This window comes from Dyadobacter sp. 32, assembly GCF_902506755.1.
Taxonomy (GTDB): domain Bacteria; phylum Bacteroidota; class Bacteroidia; order Cytophagales; family Spirosomataceae; genus Dyadobacter.
On record NZ_LR735258.1, the window covers coordinates 2,522,810 to 2,542,675 of the forward strand.

General features: G+C 46.2%; 16 protein-coding genes. 10 read left to right on the forward strand and 6 right to left on the reverse strand.

Annotated features, from left to right (window positions below):
* Together DYADSP32_RS10170 and DYADSP32_RS10175 are read left to right on the forward strand one after the other, a co-directional pair.
* A complete protein-coding gene (locus tag DYADSP32_RS10170; protein ID WP_149242839.1) occupies positions 1 to 1,002 on the forward strand; it encodes a DNA-processing protein DprA in 1,002 nt (333 codons plus the stop codon).
* Positions 1,003 to 1,146: 144 nt separating this feature from the next.
* The gene (locus DYADSP32_RS10175; RefSeq protein ID WP_149242838.1) at positions 1,147 to 1,737 is read left to right on the forward strand and encodes a hypothetical protein; all 591 of its coding nucleotides are present in this window, start codon (positions 1,147 to 1,149) and stop codon (positions 1,735 to 1,737) included.
* Between the two features lie 442 nt (positions 1,738 to 2,179).
* Here DYADSP32_RS10175 and DYADSP32_RS10180 read toward each other — a convergent pair whose 3' ends face one another.
* Positions 2,180 to 3,685, reverse strand: a complete 1,506-nt coding sequence (locus DYADSP32_RS10180) for a T9SS type A sorting domain-containing protein (RefSeq protein WP_149242837.1) — start codon at positions 3,683 to 3,685, stop codon at positions 2,180 to 2,182.
* 612 nt (positions 3,686 to 4,297) lie between these two features.
* On the opposite strand from DYADSP32_RS10180, the gene DYADSP32_RS10185 reads away from it, so the two are divergent.
* From DYADSP32_RS10185 to DYADSP32_RS10205, 5 genes are all read left to right on the forward strand, one after another.
* Complete coding sequence (locus DYADSP32_RS10185; RefSeq protein WP_414617677.1) at positions 4,298 to 4,864, forward strand: transposase; 567 nt, start codon at positions 4,298 to 4,300, stop codon at positions 4,862 to 4,864.
* Positions 4,865 to 5,445: 581 nt separating this feature from the next.
* On the forward strand, positions 5,446 to 6,198 hold the full coding sequence (locus DYADSP32_RS10190) for a polysaccharide deacetylase family protein (protein WP_149242835.1): 753 nt from the start codon (positions 5,446 to 5,448) through the stop codon (positions 6,196 to 6,198).
* Positions 6,199 to 6,306: 108 nt separating this feature from the next.
* Positions 6,307 to 8,079 (forward strand): glycoside hydrolase family 9 protein, encoded by a 1,773-nt coding sequence (locus DYADSP32_RS10195; protein ID WP_149242834.1) that lies wholly within the window; start codon positions 6,307 to 6,309, stop codon positions 8,077 to 8,079.
* A gap of 196 nt (positions 8,080 to 8,275) precedes the next feature.
* Positions 8,276 to 8,539 (forward strand): type II toxin-antitoxin system HicA family toxin, encoded by a 264-nt coding sequence (locus tag DYADSP32_RS10200; RefSeq protein ID WP_149242833.1) that lies wholly within the window; start codon positions 8,276 to 8,278, stop codon positions 8,537 to 8,539.
* Positions 8,532 to 8,906, forward strand: coding sequence for a type II toxin-antitoxin system HicB family antitoxin (locus DYADSP32_RS10205; RefSeq protein WP_149242832.1), 375 nt, complete (start codon positions 8,532 to 8,534; stop codon positions 8,904 to 8,906). Before DYADSP32_RS10200 ends, DYADSP32_RS10205 begins: the two co-directional genes overlap by 8 nt.
* A 13-nt stretch (positions 8,907 to 8,919) precedes the next feature.
* Here DYADSP32_RS10205 and DYADSP32_RS10210 read toward each other — a convergent pair whose 3' ends face one another.
* The 4 genes from DYADSP32_RS10210 to DYADSP32_RS10225 all read right to left on the reverse strand — a co-directional run bounded on the left by DYADSP32_RS10210 (position 8,920) and on the right by DYADSP32_RS10225 (position 13,549).
* Positions 8,920 to 11,169: a xanthine dehydrogenase family protein molybdopterin-binding subunit gene (locus DYADSP32_RS10210; protein ID WP_149242831.1), complete on the reverse strand. Its 2,250-nt coding sequence runs from the start codon at positions 11,167 to 11,169 to the stop codon at positions 8,920 to 8,922.
* A 49-nt stretch (positions 11,170 to 11,218) separates the two neighbouring features.
* Positions 11,219 to 12,214, reverse strand: a complete 996-nt coding sequence (locus tag DYADSP32_RS10215; protein ID WP_149242830.1) for an FAD binding domain-containing protein — start codon at positions 12,212 to 12,214, stop codon at positions 11,219 to 11,221.
* Positions 12,211 to 12,852 (reverse strand): 2Fe-2S iron-sulfur cluster-binding protein, encoded by a 642-nt coding sequence (locus tag DYADSP32_RS10220; RefSeq protein ID WP_149242829.1) that lies wholly within the window; start codon positions 12,850 to 12,852, stop codon positions 12,211 to 12,213. Before DYADSP32_RS10220 ends, DYADSP32_RS10215 begins: the two co-directional genes overlap by 4 nt.
* 136 nt (positions 12,853 to 12,988) lie before the next feature.
* Positions 12,989 to 13,549: an HD domain-containing protein gene (locus DYADSP32_RS10225; protein WP_149242828.1), complete on the reverse strand. Its 561-nt coding sequence runs from the start codon at positions 13,547 to 13,549 to the stop codon at positions 12,989 to 12,991.
* A 152-nt stretch (positions 13,550 to 13,701) separates the two neighbouring features.
* On the opposite strand from DYADSP32_RS10225, the gene DYADSP32_RS10230 reads away from it, so the two are divergent.
* Positions 13,702 to 16,296 carry a DUF4838 domain-containing protein gene (locus DYADSP32_RS10230; protein ID WP_149242827.1) on the forward strand — a complete coding sequence of 865 codons (2,595 nt, stop codon included), beginning with the start codon at positions 13,702 to 13,704 and terminating at the stop codon, positions 16,294 to 16,296.
* Positions 16,297 to 16,486: 190 nt separating this feature from the next.
* On the opposite strand, the gene DYADSP32_RS10235 is transcribed toward DYADSP32_RS10230, so the two are convergent.
* A complete protein-coding gene (locus tag DYADSP32_RS10235; RefSeq protein WP_149242826.1) occupies positions 16,487 to 17,584 on the reverse strand; it encodes an alkaline phosphatase in 1,098 nt (365 codons plus the stop codon).
* A 671-nt stretch (positions 17,585 to 18,255) separates the two neighbouring features.
* Here DYADSP32_RS10235 and DYADSP32_RS10240 point away from each other — a divergent pair.
* Together DYADSP32_RS10240 and DYADSP32_RS10245 are read left to right on the forward strand one after the other, a co-directional pair.
* Entirely contained in the window at positions 18,256 to 18,855 is a 600-nt protein-coding gene (locus DYADSP32_RS10240; RefSeq protein ID WP_149242825.1) for a hypothetical protein, read from the forward strand.
* Between the two features lie 74 nt (positions 18,856 to 18,929).
* Positions 18,930 to 19,841 (forward strand): MutS-related protein, encoded by a 912-nt coding sequence (locus DYADSP32_RS10245; RefSeq protein WP_414617678.1) that lies wholly within the window; start codon positions 18,930 to 18,932, stop codon positions 19,839 to 19,841.
* Positions 19,842 to 19,866: the final 25 nt, after the last annotated feature.

Here is a 19,866-nt window from a genome sequence, read left to right on the forward strand (position 1 = left end):
ATGAAATATACAGACAACGCAATCAACATCATAACTGCAAAAACCTATAAAGGTATTGGCAGAGCTTGGATAAATAAAATGTTAAAGGGCAATGAAAGTGTTGAAACAGTTGTTTCATTGCTAAATAGTAACTCAAAACAAGAAGAATTAATCACCATTGGTGATTTTGATTTTGATAAAAAACAAATTATTAATCAAATAGAAAAATTACAAGAAAATTGTGATGGACTTGTTGCTATTGGCGACAAAGATTTTCCTAAATACAGAGGAAATGTAAAGGAAAGTGAACGTCCAATTTTTCTTTTTTACAAGGGCGACATTAGTCTTCTTGATATTGAACATTCTTGCATTACAGTTATTGGACTTCTTAATCCAGATGAAAAAATCAAAATTAGAGAACAAAAAATAGTTGCAGAAATAATAAAAAAAGATGTAATAATTGTAAGCGGATTAGCCTTTGGTTGCGATAGTATTGCACATAAACAAGCACTAATTGGAGGAAAAACAATAGCAGTTTTACCAAGTCCGCTAAATAATATAATGCCAGCAAAAAATAAAATTTTAGCATTTGAAATTGTTGAAGAAGGCGGACTTTTAATAACTGAATATTATGATGAACATAAATCCGCTATGGATTTAAGCAGTAGATATAAAGACCGTGACAGATTACAAGCGCTATTTTGCGATGCAATTATTTTAGCGGCAAGTTATGCACAAGACACAGCCGAAAGGTGGAAAATATTTGGACAAAAATTAGATAGTGGTGCAAGATTAGCGATGGGATTTGCAAAAGATTATAATATTCCAAGAGCAGTAATGTACGACCAAAAACTTGATGTTGATAATCCAATGTTTGACCTAAATAGACAATTAGTTACTGAACAAAAAGACATTACAATTCTGACACAAAAAAGTTTGGACAAATTAATCAGCAAAGTGAAATCAAAAAATGATAATAACGAAAAGAATGCTTTTCAGCCTGGATTATTTGATTATGATTAAGGAATTGAATCAACAACTGCACCTAAGACAGTTGCAAAAATGACAGGTTTTTTGCTAATTAAAAGTTAGTGTTTCTAAATCACCGCCTTGCAAGGATCAAAAAAAGTTGTGCGTCAAATTTTACAGATCATACATTCCAGATACATGGTAGACAAATCACAAAACGAAACAAGAGTTGATATTTTGTTAGGTATTTTTCAAAACAATAAACTGACCGCGATCTTAATATTAGTTGGTATAGTTGTAATCACTTTTGCAAAAGTTACAGAATCTGGTGACAGTATTTTACGAACATTTGGAATTATAAAATCTTATAACGTCGACCAAGCAACAGATAGGGGAAAGTTTTCATCACAGTTAATTGAGAACGCATGGAATAGAATGTTTTGGATGAGAGTTTATACAGAAAGAATAAGACTTAATGCTAATTCAGATGACCAAAACGTAGCTTACCAAAAATACATTGATGCAACGGAAAAGTGGAGTTCAAACATAATGAATTATTATCTCGGCCTTGAACAATATTATCCCAAAACCGATAAAAGAAATTTGCTTGAAGGAACTATTCAGCCAGAATTTATAGAAGCTGCAAAAATGATTCAAACTCTAAAACTTTCGGCTGACACATTAAAATTTGAGATCAAGATAATTAAGGTTGACTCAATACAGTATATTGTTGACAATATAAATAGAGATTTCTACTTATTAATCGATCAATCAGTTGACATGAAATGAATATTGCTTATGCTTCATAAGACCACTACCAAACGCCATCAAAAACTCCTTTAAAAACCTAAAAATATGCCCCACAGTACCTCAAAATCTCAAATTCACCCGCCACACCCCTAAAAATTCAGCCGATGACCAACGATCGTCATTTAACTTAAAAGTGTATATTTAGTTACTTAAATTTCAATGCTTTTAGCACTGGCGGTAGCATCGTACAACAGTACTGAGAAGACACAGGCCAGGGAATCGAAGGTGCTGTCTGCACGAAATGAGTGAAAAAAAAATGCAATCTGTGCATGTATTTTTCGGTCAGCTGACATTACAAAAGAGCCTGGCCGAAATGTGACCAGGCTCCTTGCGTTGCATCCTCTATTTTTGATCAATGCGGTCTGATGTATCGAATCCATTAGCTGAACGGTTTTTAAAAGCAGTGGGCCGATCGCAAGACTTACTTCTCAATGACCAGTTTTTTCGTACGCACGGCGCCGTCCTGGCCGATCATCTTTACCAGATAATGACCTGAAGGCAGGGGATTCAGACTGATGGTGTTATTCAGGTTTTCGTGATAGCTCAGCCTGCGCTTTCCGGTTACATCAATAAATTCCAGCCGGGTCAGTTTGGATGATTCATGACCGGACAGGTAAAGCTGATTTGCGGCGGGATTCGGATAGAAATACTCATTGCTTTCTCCCTTGATCCTGGCGTGTACTTTTGTGCTATAGGCAAAGGTCTGATCCAGGTCAATCATCTTTAGGCGAAAGTAGTAATTCAGACCTTTTTCCGGGTTTTTGAACTCGTAGCGATATTCATTGATCACTTTAAGGCCGTTTCCGGTTGTAGGCGTGATGTCAATTTTCCGGAAAACCAGATCGTCATTGGCGACCTCAATTTCAAATTTGTCCGTATTGCTTTCCTCCGTGGTCGACCAGTGCAGGGTAATCTGCTGCTCACTTGCTTTGGCCTTGAACGAAATTAGTTTGAGCGGCAGAGGCTGCGAACTGCTATAAATGTTGTTGGAGGTAGCGTCCGCAGCAATCCACATATTGGAGGAGCTCCCGCCGCCAAATACGGCTGTCAGTCTGTTTTCAGGTGTAACCGTCTGAGCCTCCCACGTAGTACCGTTCCATTTCCTGACGGTCCCGCCATCACCCACAACCCAGATGTTGGAGGCGTTCTGGCCCCATATTCCGTTCAGACTGCCCATGGCAGCTGCCGGCGTCACATCTGTCCAGGTGGTCCCGTCAAAGTGATAGATTTTTCCACCTGTCGACACCCCATCGCCACCAACAGCCCAGACATCGGTTGCAGATGAGCCCCAAATCGCTTTGATAGAAGTAAAACCAGTGGAGGTCTGGGCTACCCAGGTAGAATTCGACGGATTCCATTTATAAATAATACCTGTTCCGTTACCGCCGGTTGAGCCGCCAAGCCACACATTGGAAGCATCCAGCCCCCAAATTGTAAGTCCGGACATGGTACCTGATAAACCCGAATTGGTCATCGTCCAGCTGGTGCCGTTATATCTCAGGGCCCGGCCGGTTCCGCCTACGACCCACACATCGCTGGCCGAGGATCCCCATACGCTTCTGGCGGAACCGCTTCCCCAGGCCGTGTTGGCATCGGTCACAATAGACCAGGAGGTTCCGTTGAACCTTGCTATTTGTTGTCCGGTGGTCCCGCCTACCGAGTAAACATTGGAATTGCTTGAGCCCCAGAGCCCAAACCGCTGCCCGGTAATCCCGCTGATGGACTGATCTACCCACTGTGTACCGTTCCATTTATGGAGCGTGCCGCCATTTCCTGACATCCATACGTTACTGGCGTCGGTTCCCCAGAGCGCCCATTGCTGGTATGCGGCAACCGTGCCGGCCGTCCAGGTTTGAGCATTTGAAATGTGAGATAATAATAAAAAACATAGAAATAGCCTGATAGGACGGCAGGTAGCGTTCTTCATAATCGTTGATAGTTAAATAAAACCAGGGTATGAGTCTGGCGGATCAACTATTGTTGATTGCCAGATTCTGTATAAAAGAACATTGTAACCTTTTTATACTGTTTGCACCTCAGTCGTAATACCATGGCCCGTGTCGTCACGGGACTATCGCGAGACGCTCAACTGTGACCCCCGCCACCATGGCCCGTGTCGTCACGGGACTATCGCCAAACGCTCAACCGTGGCCCCCGCCACCATGGCCCGTGTCTTCACGGGACTATCGCCAAACGCTCAACCGTGGCCTCCGCCACCATGGCCCGTGTCGTCACGGGACTATCGCCAAACGCTCAACCGTGGCCCCCGCCACCATGGCCCGTGTCTTCACGGGACTATCGCCAAACGCTCAACCGTGGCCTCCGCCACCATGGCCCGTGTCTTCACGGGACTATCGCCAAACGCTGTTTTTCACATCATTCACACGCTTAAAAGCGCTCTCAACCGTGGCCTGTGTCTTCACACAGGACCAATAGGTGAGGCGTGTAAATATATCAAACTACATATCGAAATATTTAAAATCTAAGAAACTTTACGGCTCTCAATGAGTCTTAAGAGAAAATTTAAACATTTCAACACATGTTATCCCATAACCACCTAGAAAGTAAGTTTCGAAATTCCCGCATGGAATTTGATAAGGTATACTTTTGGACAAGTACGATAAAAGATTGGAAGCATTTACTCAGACAAGACAAATACAAAGAACTTATCATTTCGAGTTGGCAGGAGCTTATCAGAAGAGGGCAAATTATCATTTATGCTTTTGTCATTATGCCAAATCACTTACATGTAGTTTGGAAGATGACTGAACCAAATGGTAAAGAAATGCCTCATGCAAGTTTTAATAAGTTTACCAGTCATGTTATACTTAGTGATTTAAAGGCTAATCACCCTTATGTACTACCCTATTTTAAAGTTGACGAAAAGGAACGGCAATATCGAATTTGGCAACGCGATCCACTTGCTGTGCTTATGGACACAAAGCTAAAAGTAGAGCAGAAAATCAATTACATCCATAATAATCCACTGCATGAGCGATGGAATCTGGCGTCTTATCCCGAAAATTACCGTTGGTCATCGGCTGAATTTTATAGATCTGGCAGTGATGAATTTAAAATTTTGACGCACTATGGCGAGTATTTTTAGATTTTTAAAGTCGTCTTTGATGGCGTTTGGCAATGGTCCTGTGAAGACACAGGCCAAGGAAACGCATCGTACAACAGTCCTGTGAAGAGAAATGCGTCTGGCAATGGTCCTGTGAAGACACAGGCCAGGGAATCGAAAACGGAGCAGAAAATCAATTACATACATAATAATCCACTGCATGAGCGATGGAATCTGGCGTCTTATCCCGAAAATTATCGTTGGTCATCGGCTGAATTTTATATATCCGGCAGTGATGAATTTAAAATTTTGACGCACTATGGCGAGTATTTTTAGATTTTTAAGTCATCTTGATGGCGTTTAGCAATGGTCCTGTGAAGACACAGGCCAGGGAAACGTCATCTTGATGGCGTTTGGCAACAGTCCTGTGAAGACACAGGCCAGGGAAACAGGGAAACAGAAACCCATTTAAAAACAGCCTAGTTTCCTTCATCTAGGCCTTTTAAGCAAAATAAATAATCCCCACGCAGGTCTGATATTCCCTTTTACCCATTTCCTTTGTCAGCTGTCGGGTCAACGATGGCATAAAACTCCTCGGGTGTATGCGGACAAAAACTGATCACATGAAATACTTCCTACTTATCACTCTGATGCTCCTCCTTACCGAAGCATGCTTCGCGCAGGTTTACAGCCACGGCGGATTGATCCGGGGAAATACGACGCAGAAGCAGATTGCGTTGGTATTTACCGGCCATGAATATGCGGATGGAGGTTATGAGATACTGAAAACTTTAAAAAATGCGAAAGTAAAAGCATCCTTTTTCCTGACGGGTGACTTTTACAGAAACATCGCATTTTCGGATTTAATCGGGCAACTGAAGCGTTCAGGGCACTACCTCGGGCCCCATTCCGACAAACATTTACTATACTGCGCATGGGAAAAGCGCGACAGTCTGCTGGTAAGCAAGGCACAGTTTGTCGCGGATCTGGAAAACAATTACAGGGCCATGGAAAAACACGGCATCCGGCGAAAGCACGCCAGGGTTTTTATGCCACCATACGAATGGTACAATGATTCGATCAGTGTATGGGCCGGGCAAAGGGGCATCGCCGTCGTCAATTATTCACCGGGCACCCTGTCTGCTGCCGATTACACCACACCAGACCTTAAAAACTACCGCACTTCGGACCAGATACTCCAGAGCATTCTTGCTCTGGAGCACAAGGAAACGCTCAATGGCTTCATATTGTTGGTGCATATCGGCACGGCTCCCGAGCGGACCGACAAATTTTACAGGAAATTACCCGCGTTATTGGCATTGTTACAAAACAAAGGCTATACTTTTGAAAAAATAAACGCACTAGATGGATTATAGTGGGTGATGGTGATTTAGGCGATGCTTTTTGAATACCGGCCTTACGAAATCTATTTTTAATCTTAACCACGACAAATCATATAGAACCAAAATAAACGCCCTTACCCCATGAATCTGCTGGCCCTTTTACTACCCCTTTTCCTGATCAACCCCTCGGATAGTGCTGTCCATTTCAGAATAAATCAGCTGGGTTATTTCCCGGACGAAACGAAGAAGGCGATTGTATTTTCAAAGACTCCCGTAGAAACCCCGATTGAACTTTGGATGGGAAATAAACGGGTGCTGAAGGCAAAGGCTAAATCGGTTACCAACGGCAACTGGGGGACGTTTGATCATTATTATGAATTTGACTTTTCGAAAATAAGGGAAACAGGTGATTATTACCTGAAAACAGGAAAATCAGAAGACCGTTCCCAGCCCATCCGTGTCAGCCATGAGGCATTTGAAAGCCATCAGGAAAGCCTTCTGGAATTCATGCGGCAGCAGCGTTGTGGCTACAATCCCACGCTGGATGTGTATTGCCATCAGAAAGACGGCCTGAGCTTTTACGGCAGCATGCCCGACAGTTCGAAGGTGGATATTTCGGGCGGCTGGCATGACGCCGGGGACCAATTGAAATACCTGATCACGACCAGTTACGCCACCGCACACATGTTGAAAACCTACGAACTTTATCCCGAAAAATTTGCGGACCAGTATGATGCCCTGGGACACAAAGGGAAAAACGGTATTCCCGATATCCTGGACGAAGCCAAATGGGGCCTCGACTGGCTGGTGAAAGCACATCCCAACCCTAACGACATCATTCACCAGGTGGCAGACGACCGCGATCACCGTGGCTTCAAAATGCCGGACAACGACAATTCCGATTATGGCTGGGGACAAAACAGCTACCGGCCCGCTTACTTCGCCGATGGAAAACCACAGGGACTCAATAAATACAAGAGCCAGGCAACGGGCGTATCCAACGTCGCCGGCCGATGTGCCGCAGCGTTTGCCATAGCGGCCAGGCTGTGGGTGTATGATAAGGCTTTTGCTGAAAAATGCAGGCAAATGGCGGTTTCGATGTATGCGCTGGGGAGGAAAAAGGAAGGATATCAGCAGGGGAATTCCTATGGTGCTCCCTACCGATACAATGAAGACACCTGGAATGACGACATGGAATGGGGCGCTGCCGAGCTTTACAAGCTAACCAGGGAAGCCGGCTACCTGACACAGGCAGAAGCGTACGCTCTGAAAAGCAGCAATGCCGATTCGTGGATGGTGCGCGACACGGCCGATCATTACCGCCTGTACCCGTTTATCAACATGGGGCATTTTGTATTGCACGAATTTGCCGATAAAAAATTACGGAAAAAGCTGGAAGGATTTTACCAGGAGGGTATTGCCTATACCTTAAAAAGAGGCAATAAAAATCCCTTCGCGATCGGGGTTCCCTTCATCTGGTGCTCCAACAACCTGGTTACCAGCCTGGCAGCGCAGGTGATACTTTACCGAAAAATGACCAAAAGTACCGCTTACAACGATTTTCTCCTTGCACAGCGCGATTGGCTGTTTGGCCGAAATCCCTGGGGTACGTCCATGTTTTCAGGCATCCCGGCCCACGGCGAATTTCCTACGGCGGTGCATACCAGCCTGTACATACTGAAAAACATTCAGATCCCGGGCGGACTGGTGGATGGGCCGGTGTACATGTCTATTTACAAAAGTCTGATTGGTATAAAACTAACCAGCCCCGACGCGTTCGCGGCCTTTCAGAATAATCATGTAACCTATCACGACGATACCGGAGATTACAGTACCAATGAACCCACCATGGACGGAACCGCCGGGGCACTGCTGATGATGGCGCACTGGGGGAAGGGTGGTCAGGGAAAGTAGGGGAAGGGATTGGACATTTTGCAATAAATCGCCACCAAAATGAGAGACAATTTTTTTTGGATTCTATCAGCGATTCTCCGCTCCAAAATCGAAAACTGAAGTCTTCCTATGACTTCAATCTAATGACAGAAAATCTTTACAATCAAAAAAATTTCATTACATTTGCAACTAATAATCAGTTACAAAAATTCATCCATTGAGTAGGATAGATAAATTAGTCACACGCTTTTTCAACAAACCAAAAGACCTTACCTGGGATGAGCTAACCCTTATTTTGGGTTACTTTGGTTTTTTTGAAATCTCAACAGGAAAGACTGGTGGCTCAAGACGAAAGTTTGTGGATAAAAATCAAACCATCATTAGTTTACATAAACCACACCCCAGGCCTATTGTTAAAAATTATGTAATTGAACAGATTATACTCACATTAACGGAAAACGGAAAAATAAAAAATGATTAACTCCTTAACTTACAACGGCTATACGGCTTCCATCTCATACAATTCTGACGATGAAGTCTTTTTTGGTAAAGTAATTGGCGTCAACGACCTTATCGTTTTTGAGGGAACCTCTGTTACTGAACTTAAAAACGGATTTCAGGAGGCCATTGACGACTATCTGGAAACCTGTGAGGCAATCGGAAAGTCTCCGGATAAAACTTACAAAGGAAGTTTCAATGTCCGGGTTCCAGCCGGGCTTCACAAAAAAGTGGCCACTTTTGCATCACAACACGACGTCTCGTTAAATGACTTTGTGAAGTCAGTACTGGTATATGCAATGAACCATGAAGAGATCAGCGGAGAATTGTTAGGAAAAAAGTTTGCGTAAAAAGTTCAAACCCTCAAACAAGCTGCTCCACGCCGATCGGCAACTCCCGCACCCTTTTACCCGTCGCATGAAATACGGCATTGGCAACCGCTGCGGCAACACCTACAATGGCGATTTCACCCAACCCTTTTGATCCGATCGGATTGGCCAGGGCATCTGGTTTATCGATATAGATCACATCTATCTGCGGGATGTCGGCATGGACCGGAATATGATAACTGGCAAAATCGGTGGTGACGTACCGGCCAAACCGATGATCCATGACCGATGCCTCCATCAGCGCCATGCCAATACCACCCACCACCCCGCCAATAGACTGGCTTCTGGCGGTTTTGTAATTGATGATTTTGCCCACATCGGCGCAGGTTACCACGCGTTTTACGCGCACCTCACCAGTAAGCGGATTCACATGCACCTCTACAAAATGGCAGCCAAAAGAATACATCGAATGCTGGTTTACCTCCTGCCCCGATCTTGATTCCTCCGTTACTTCAACCTGGGGCAGATTATGGTATTTGAGAATGTCGGCATACTGGACACCAGCCGTGTGATCAGCCGCAGAAAACATCCGGCCATTTTTTACGGTTACCTCTTCAGGTTTAGCAACGGATAAGGTAGAACCCGGCATGGCCGCAGCCAGCACGAGCATTTTACTTTTCAACGCTTCGCAAGCGACATGAACTGCCGAGCCGACACTGGGAATTGTCGACGACCCGTTCTGTCCCGGCGCATCGGGCAAGCTGGAATCGCCTAGGTCGAATCGAATATTCCTGGCCGGGACGCCCGTGATTTTGGACGCGATCTGCGTCATGGCAGTGCCCGTACCCGGACCGATATCCATGGTTGCGCTTTGCACGACCACCGAGCCGTTGGCGAGCATCATCGCCCTGGCCTTAGACGGATGGCGGTGGAATCCATACAGGCTTGAAGCCATGCCATAACCCACCAGCATTCCCTGCTTTTGCATGGTGCGCGGCTCAAGGACACGATCCTTCCAGCCAAACCTTTGAGCACCCAAATGATAACATGCCTTCAACGATTTGGCCGACCAGGGGAGTTTGCGTTCGGGATCCGCATCGGCATGATTGCGCAGCCGGAATTCAAGGGGATCCATACGCAGGGCAAATGCCATTTCGTCCAGAGCGGATTCCAGTGCAAACATGCCCGTTGCATCCCCGGGACCCCGCATCCAGGTGGGCGTGTTCACATCCAGACTGAGGTGCCTGTACTTGGTGACGACATGGGCACATTCATACATTACCCTGCTGCTCAGCACGGTGCGTTCCAAGTGCTCCTCGTAGGCGGAAGTCTGCCCGGTAGCCTCATGACTGATGAAAGTCAGTTTCCCATCCAGCGTGGCACCCACCGCCATTTTCTGAACGGTGTAGGGCCGGTAACCTACAGAGGTAAACATCTGTTCCCGACCTAATACCAGCTTCACGGGTCGTTGGAGCATTTTGGCAGCCATCACCGCCGCGATGGTATGCGGCCACACCCGAATACCTGACCCAAATGCACCACCAATGAATGGGGCATGAACCTGGACATTTTCTTTGGGTATTTTAAACGCCTGAGCAAGCTGCCCCTGTACCGACTTCACGCCCTGATTTTTATCATAAACGGTCAGCCGATCATCACCCTCCCAGGCGGCAATAATCGCATGCGGTTCCAGTGGCTGATGGTGTTGTGTAGGAATGGTATAGGTTTCTTCCAGTTTGACATCCGCACGGAGCATAGCGCCGGCAGCGCCCCGGGAATAGTCCTGAAAAGGTGAATTTTTGTTTCGCTGCACGTTGGAAGCCATTCCGGCTTTGGAGATATTGGCCTTGAAATCGGTCTGATGCGTTTCGGTCTCATACTCCACTCTCACCAGCGTAGCAGCATGCATGGCCTGCTCTAAAGTATGGGCTACGACAAGGGCAACCGGCTGTCCGTCAAAATAAATAAAATCATCAAAAAAGACCCTGAAACTGGTTCCCATGGGCGCACGTTCGGGAGGCTGCTTGGCGGAGCCGTAACCCGGAACCCCCGCAGTATTGAGATGGCTGATCACCGCCAGCACGCCTTTCGATTCCTCCGCAGATTTGGCATGAATTGATTTGATTCTTCCCTTCGCGATGGTACTGGTCACCAGCACCGCATGAGCCAGATTTTCGGCCTGATATTCGGCGGAGTATCGGGCAGCTCCGGTGACTTTAAGCCTGCCGTCAACGCGGTCCAGTGACACCTCTGCTTCAGTTGAATTGATTTGTTCCCGGGTCATGGTGGATAAGCTAAGTATGACGAATTACGGTGAAGATTAAAGCCAGCGGCTAAAAGCTGGTAGCTATTTTCAGCGCCTGTATGATGGCTTGAGGAGTCAGTTTCAATTTGTAAGTGTTGTGCTCGTAAGCAATGGCACCCTGCATCGCTATTGATGCAGCCTGCTCAAAAACTGCATCCGAAATCACCTGACCCACCAGGGCCTTTTCAGCTTCATACAGGCGCCACGGCTTGTGCGCCACACCACCCATCACAAGCCTTACTGCTTTGATTTTGTTCTGATCAAGATCGAGCGCAGCCGCTACCGACACCAGCGCAAAAGCATAAGAGGCGCGATCACGAACTTTCAAATAATGGACATGTTTTGTAAATACGGAGTCTGGTATTTCTACACCCAGAATCAGCTCATCCCTTTCCAGGTTTGTGTCAACATCCGGGTGTTCTCCTGGCAGACGGTGAAAATCTGCAAGTGCAATTTTTCTCTGCCCTCCCGGGCCTGCTACCAAAACCTGCACGTCCAGGGCTAAAAGTGCCACATTCATGTCGCTGGGATTTACGGCAATGCACGGGTTTTTACTTAGCTTTTCGTCCACACCAAAAATAGCGTGCTGTTTATTGATACCGCCAATCGCCCCACAGCCACTGCCCGGGGTACGTTTGTTACACGGCAAAGCGGTATCATAAAAATAGGTACAGCGGGTTTTCTGAAGGAGGTTACCTCCTATGGTGGCCATGTTGCGAAGCTGCCCCGACGCCCCGGCATGCAAAGCCTGCGTGAGCAAAGGGTGATATTGCCTGATGAGTTTATGCGAAGCCACCTCGCTATTCAGCGCCAAAGCGCCTACACTCGTAATACCTTGTCTGCGCTCAATTCTCTTCAAAGGAAGGTGGTTGATATCCACGAGTTTTCCGGGCGATACAATTCCCCGTTTCATCAGCTCGATCAGGTTGGTGCCTCCGGCGATAAATTGCGCATCAGGATCCGAAGCTACGGCCGTAATCGCGTCCTTTATCGTTTTAGGCCGGTAATACTGGAATGGTTTCATACCTTCTGACCGCTGGTTTGAACTTCCAAGATTGCATTTACAATGTTCGGGTAGGCCCCGCAACGGCAAAGGTTACCACTCATGTATTCCTGAATTTCAGCTTCGGAACCCGCATAACCTTCTCGAATACAGCTTACCGCCGACATGAGCTGCCCAGGCGTACAATAGCCGCATTGGAAACCGTCGTGCCTGATAAATGCCTCCTGCATGGGGTGCAAATCATTCCCTTTGGCAAGCCCTTCTATGGTGGTGATCTTTTTACCATGTTGCATCACCGCAAAACTCAGGCATGACAATGCACGCTGCCCGTCTACATGAACCGTGCAAGCACCACATTGACCAAAGTCACAACCTTTTTTCGTCCCGGTCAGTGCCAGCTGCTCCCGCAACAGATCAAGAAGTGTGACCCGTGGATCAATGGAAAGTTTGTGTTTGATGCCATTGACAGACAGAGAAAGCTTCACCTTTTCGGCATCACCAACAGGTGTTTCTTCAAAGCCAGGCTCTGCGAGCAAACCGGCCGGAGCTACTAGACTAAGGCCTGCGATGGCCATGGATTGTTTCAGGAAAAAGCGACGGTTCTCGTAACCTTCACCCCACTCCTCTTTGCCGGGCTCATCTGCTGTATCGTTGGTCATAGCTGTATTCGGTTGAAGTCGGATCGAAAAAAGTGGTACTCCACCAACGGCCCGGCTAAAAAAGCATCTTAACAGGAAACTATACCTTAGGCAGACTGAACTTCAATAAAATGCATCCATGAAATAGCCACCTGCTTTATGAAAGCGATCGTAAACCCAGGCTGCGCAGACAACGTTGATACAGTTCCGGATTCCCCTGATTCAATTTCAGAATATAACGTGTGATTTCCCCCATGTAAACACGTCCAAAACCAGGATCCTCGGTAAGAATGGATGCGGTGTTATCGATAATATCTGCATATTTGACGGTTTGAGAATGCCCGGAAATCCCCAAAAGTCGCTCCGCTTCCAGCTCCTTCCTTTTTCGGCGGTTCAGGGTAGGATAATCTGAAGAAACGAATACGTCTGTCAAATCCTCCACACCTTTCAGGATATAGTTTAATTCAACCTCAGTGTATTGCAGGGCTTTCAATTGATCTTCCAGATCGGCATAAGTCGCATCCGTATCTTCGATAAGATCATGACACAGCGCTACTTCGACCTCCATCTGATCGTTACCATAAACGCTGACAATCTCCGCCACAGACCACAAGTGGGTCCAGTAGGGTGCTCCGGAATACTTCCGCTTCTGATCGCCATGTTTCGATTTAATGTATTCAAATAGTTTTGATTGCCTGTCGGTCAGTTGAAAGTTCACTTGATTTTGGTTTAGATTCTCTAAAAATTTAAATATACCGCTAATGCGCCAAGCGTTGGGGATAGCCTTTCAAACTTTTTTACCGTACAATTATTGTATCTCTTTCATACCACCATACCATGCCGCTTACCTGTAAGTTCCTGCGTTATATAATGCTTTTCTTGATCTCCTGGCCGACCATTTGCTTCAAAACCTGGGCAAGGGAATACAGGCATGTTCAAGTGATCATAGGTAAAGAAGCTGGTGCAGTAGAAAAAAACGTAGCCAATCTGCTCATAGGAAGATTGACGGAAAATAGCCAAATAAAAGCGGCACTAAGGGTTGAAAACGAAGCTATCGCAACCGAATCAGACTTGATCATTCACCTGGGCATGGTCACCAGTCATTCCGGAATACTAAATCTGATGAAGGCACACAGGATTCGCCCCCTTACCGACCTGGATCCTGGCCGGGAGGGTTTTGCACTCAAAATGCTGACAACCGGGAAACAACCTGTTCTGCTGGCCGTAGGAAAAGATGAGCGTGGCTGTCTCTACGCGGTAGGCGAAATCCTGAGAAAAACGGTGATCCATGAGCGCTCCGCTGCTATTCCGGCAGACCTGGATGTAAGGTCGGCGCCGGCATTTGAGATCCGGGGTACTCAATTTGGCCAGAGTCACATTGCCAAAACCCTGGCCAAGGTGCGCCCCTGGACTGACGAAGAAACGCAGCGGGTCATTCTCGATTATGCGCTGGCGGGAGCCAATATTTTCAGTACAGGACCAGGAAAGATGTTCGATTTCATCAAGTCGTTTGGTTTGATGACGCAGGGCGAATTCAACCCCAACCAGGCTCCGGAAGTCAAAAATCCTGCCTGGGCTGCTACGGAGTCGATTGGCCGGCCAGGTTACCTGTGTTTGTCCGTTCCTGAAGCGAGGGATTACATGATCCGGAAATGCCGGGAAGAGTTCAGTACCTCACCTGCATACGATCTGGTCCAGTTCAAAGGCGGAGACGGTGGTGGCTGTGAATGTGATCTTTGTAAACCGTATGGAATGAAATTCATCACGTTATGTGAAGAATTGTCCAAAGTTATTCATGAATATCACCCCAAAACAAGACTATACTTTACCAATCAAAAGTTCAATAACGAGGACGATCAGGCGATTTTTAGCTTCCTGCGGGAGAAACCGCGCGACTGGCTCTGGGCCTGGGGTTATGGCCCCGGATCCGACGCCACTTCGTGGCAGCCCGGACACCGGCAAAATCACCGGATGGATCTGTTCCGATATCCGGGTTTCGGACCATACGGCCTTTACCCTTTCGAGATTGTTCGGCAAATACCTCCACAACACAAATTGCTCTATTTCAACGAGATTACCCATTGGAAATACGCACAGCATGCCTACATACAAATGTATCCGAGGGCGGATAAAAATGGCGACCTGCCACCACCATGGAGTCACGACATATATGAAAGAAGACCCGACCAGGCACTCACGATGGTGTATAACCGGTTGACCTTTTTTGCCTGGCCCCGCTATTATCACCGGGTTTTTAACGACCTCATGCGCTATGGCGCAGGGGACATCACACATTCGAGCGGACACCACGATCATTTCAATCAATGGATGTGGCAGCGGCTGCTATGGAATCCGCGGCAAACCGTGGAAGAAGTGGTTCATGATTATTGCCTGACGTGGTTCGGACCTGCTGCGGCACCAGAAATGGAGCAGGCGGTTTTTCAATTCGAGAAAAATCTGGAAGAGAAAAAAGGAGAATCCATCCTTACGAAAACCGGTATTGAGCGATACTATAATCTGGTGAAAAGTGCAGGGCAAAAAATTCCAGCACATCAGATGAAAAATGACTGGTTATGGCGCATGTATATGCAAAAGGGTGCCCTGGATCTTTATACAAAATTGAATGTGCAACTGCAATCCGGCATTCAATCAAAAATAGAGGAACAAATACGCGGAGCCGGCATAACGTCGGTTTCAAATGCCACAATTGATCAGATGATCAGCTCCATTTCAATTGAAAAAGAAAGTCCGAAAATGATCGCATTGAGAAAGGAAGCAACCAGACTGGCTGACGAAAGCAATGCGAATTTCGGTGAGCGTAATGATGGTCTTTACAATCTGAAACATGACTTTATCGGACTGGGATGGTTACGCAGGCAACTGGAAAGAGCGAAAACAGCCGTTCCGGCTCAGCGAAAAGAATTACTGAATATGATCATCCATTACGAAGATCCCGGTAAAGATGGATATTACGACAATTTAGGGACGGCCAATAACGCACCTAATGTTGAATTTGGTTACCCTTACGACCACGGCCAGCCCTATGTGGCCGGTATGCTTTCCGAGGCTAACCGACCCAGTCAGCGTTCCATGCACTTTACACAAGATGAAGATCAGGGTGTGACACTAAAATATACAAACCTCGACACCTCCGCCTCCTACCGGATTCGTTTCACAATGGTTCGGCCCTGGTACCAGGAACGTTATGCCGAGCGCATGAATCAAAGGTCCCAATCCATTTACGCCAACGATATCCTGATTGCCAAAAACGTAGAACTTCCTTTGCAGATGAGTGACCATTTCACTTTCGACATTCCCGCGGAGGCGGTAAAATCAGGAGCGTTGGTAATCCGCTTCGCACGGGCACCTGACGTAGCCCATGGCGACCGGGTAAGCCGTGAGCAATGGCGAAATTCGGGCGGATGGGGCACTATGGTTTCGGAAGCCTGGCTTTTGAAAAAGTGAAGGAAAGTGATCAATCAAATGCGCCAGGCAGGCCCGGAAAAAATATCAGATATCCTATCCGGCACGCCGGATATATTTTCTAAAAATCGAAATTTGCGGCTACACGAAGTTTGATAGCGTGTATAAAAAACCATTGTGAAAGGTAACAAATGCCCTGAAACGGGTTACTTCGCTTCATCGGGACTGGGCATTATGGTTTAGCTTTGCGATCCGACAATTTTAAGGCGTCCATCATCTTATCGAAAATGGCCGTGTTTTCGTAAAAACCTGAAAAAGCCTCAGCACCCGGCCCGAAAGCCAAAACGGGTATCATCACCCCGGTGTGTCCCTTGGTTGTGTAAGATGCCTGAACTTCCCCCGTTTCGGTGTTACCACCATTTATGGATAAGCCGCCTGTTTCATGATCGGCTGTGATGATCACAAGCGTATTGCCATCCTTTGCTGCAAAATCAAATACCTCTCCGATTACTTTGTCAAAGTCCTTCATTTCTTCCACAATGTATTCGGTATCGTTTGCGTGGCCACCCCAATCGATCTGCGAGCCTTCAATCATGAGAAAGAAGCCCTTTTCATTCTGGTTCAATAAATTAATGGCTGTTTTTGAGGAACGGGAAAGTTCGTCACCCCGACCTTTCGAAAAGCGAGGTTGTTCTTTATCAGCCAGGAAACCCGCCAATTTGCCACTTGTAATCTGCTCCACCTCCGCCATCGAATTCGCAATCTGATACCCTTTGGTTTTCAGGCTATCCATCAGGTTCAGTCCATCTTTTCTCTGGTTAAAGTTGGAACGGCCTCCTCCAATAAAAACATCGACATCTGTCTTAAGCAGATCCAACGCGATTTCATCCATCAAGCTGCGCTTTGGCTGATGTCCTACAAACGATGCGGGTGTGGCATGCGTTACCGAGCACGTTGCCACCAGCCCGGTAGAAAATCCATGTGTTCCGGCAATTTCAAGAATCGTAGGTTGTGGCCGGTCCTGGGCATCGACACCGATGGCGCCGTTTTTTGCTTTTTTCCCAATGGAAAATGCAGTAGCGCCAGCGGCTGAGTCCGTTACAAAACTATCCGCAGATTGATTTTTATGAAAACCTATAAACTGAGACCGTTCGAGGTTCAAAGTGTTTTTACTGGCTACCATCCCGGCGTAAATCTGGGCGACACCCATGCCATCGCCAATCATGAGAATTACATTTTTCGGATGTTTTGGCTGAGCACTCGCCGGAGCTTGCGAATAAGCGGACACCCCCGTTACCAGGAATGCTGCCACTGTAAGAAGTTTTTTCATAGTTATCATTTTAGGATCAATCATACAAAAATGCTTTGTGGCAAATGGATTTGATAAACAGAATGAGGCTCAAAACCGGCCACTCCGCCCCTTATTGATGCAATCGCTTTTTGTTGTGGCAAAACTACACTCGGCAGTATTACCTGAACATGAAGTTCAGCACTTGAAAATAACCCCAGTGTTAATAAGAGCCTGTTTAAAATTCCTTCTGAAGTTTATTTATGCTATTTTTTTGGTCTGTCAGGGCGTCCGCCGCATCGTTAAAACCAAATCCAGGGGAGGGAACCCATAGTGATGAAAACCGCAGATGTGACGAATCGATCTATTGATCGTAACCAAAATGCAAATCTGGTTCATTATGCGCAGAAAGAATGACATCCTTTTAAAAGGCGGTCCGGCGATCCGGTGCTTTGTATGTTTCAGTACTGGTATCGCATCTATGATCGGTACGGGATACAAAAGAGCTTGACCAAATAATGCACCTGCTTTGTGCAGAACGCACCCCTAAGCGACACCGTCTCGCCTCTTTGCGCTCAGTCTGCGGAATACCTTTTGCGCATCATTGATAGAAGCATTCTTAAACCCTTCATACGGTAGTTCCTCCACTTGTAACTTATCGTGATCGTTGTGCAGGTCAAAGCGGTAATTTGAAAAAAATACCTTCCTGACCCATGTTCAAAAAAAACAGATCCGTCATAAACGCCTCGCCCAAACTTAAAACCGACCCCTTCAATTTCCTCCAGATAGAGCGGTATTTTTTACTGGTCAAAAATAAAAATGTCCTGCAGCGTATTTCAGAAAGAACTTTCCAGGACCTGGATCTCGAAGACGTATTCAAATTCGTGGACCGAACTTCCAGCAGCGTAGGACAGCAGTACCTCTATAACCTGCTCAGGACAATCCCCAACGAGCATACGCGGGCCGTCAGGATTGAAAATCTCATTAAAATATTTGAAAATGATCCCGAACTAAGACAAACGCTGTTGAGAGATCTTTCCGGTTTGAACAATAAGGACGCTTATTACATCTATTCGCTATTCTTACAGCCGTATATCCTAAAACCAAAATGGTTCTGGCTAATAAAAGCCCTTTCTTTGGCTAGCGTTTCATCTATTTTACTCTCATTCCTCTTTCCACAGTTATTGATTGGGCTGGCTTTGCTGCTCCCCGTCAATTTCGGTTTTCATTATTGGAACAAAAACAATCTGCATGAGTATGGAAGCTCAATCCCGCAATTAATGCGCATGACGGCGCTGCCAAAAAAACACTGACGCATGCCGCATTTCAGCATAGTAAAAAAAGTTTGTTTGAATCCGTCCGGATGCTGGATAAAATGAGCCTTTCCATGACTATTTTTAAGCTGGAAGCCAGGTTACAAAGTGAAATAGGGCTCATAATTGAATATCTCATTGAATTAATCAAGGCGCTTTTCCTGATTGAGCCCATCATACTTTTCAGAACACTGGATAAACTTGACTCCCGACGTCAACAGATTCAGGAAGTTTTTGATTTTACAGGGGAAATTGACTCCGCCCTTGCCATACAGGCTCTTCGACTGGAAACATCTTCCTATTGCCTGCCAACGATACAGGCCAATCAAAAGTACATCCATGCGGTTGCGGTATATCACCCTTTGGTTTACCAGGCTGTAACCAACGACATCGGTATTAGCCAAAAATCGGTCTTACTAACAGGATCCAATATGTCGGGAAAATCGACATTTATCCGTGCCGTGGGCATCAATGTTATCCTGGGTCTGACCATCAATACCTGTTTTGCCCGGGAATTTGTAACACCCAGAATGAAAGTACATTCTGCAATCCGGGTGTCGGATGACCTGCTGAACGAGAAGAGCTACTATTTCGAGGAAGTACTCACCATTAAAAACCTGTTGGCTGAAAGCGTATGCGCACCGGGCAACCTGTTCCTACTGGATGAATTATTCAAAGGAACCAATACCATAGAGCGAATTGCAACCGGAAAAGCTGTGCTCAATTATTTAAACAATGGGCCGAATCTTGTGCTGGTCTCTACGCATGATCTCGAACTAGCCGGATATCTCGGTGAAACATTTGACTTGTATCACTTTTCTGAGCAACTTGAAAAACAGGAAATTTTATTTGATTACAAACTTAAGAGAGGAATTTTGGTTAACACCAATGCTATCAGAATTCTGGAATTGAATGCGTATCCACCACAAGTCATTACCGATGCCTTGCAGACGGCTCAACAATTGAAAAATGAGAAACTATTGTAGGGAACACCATTAAGTAAGTAAGCGG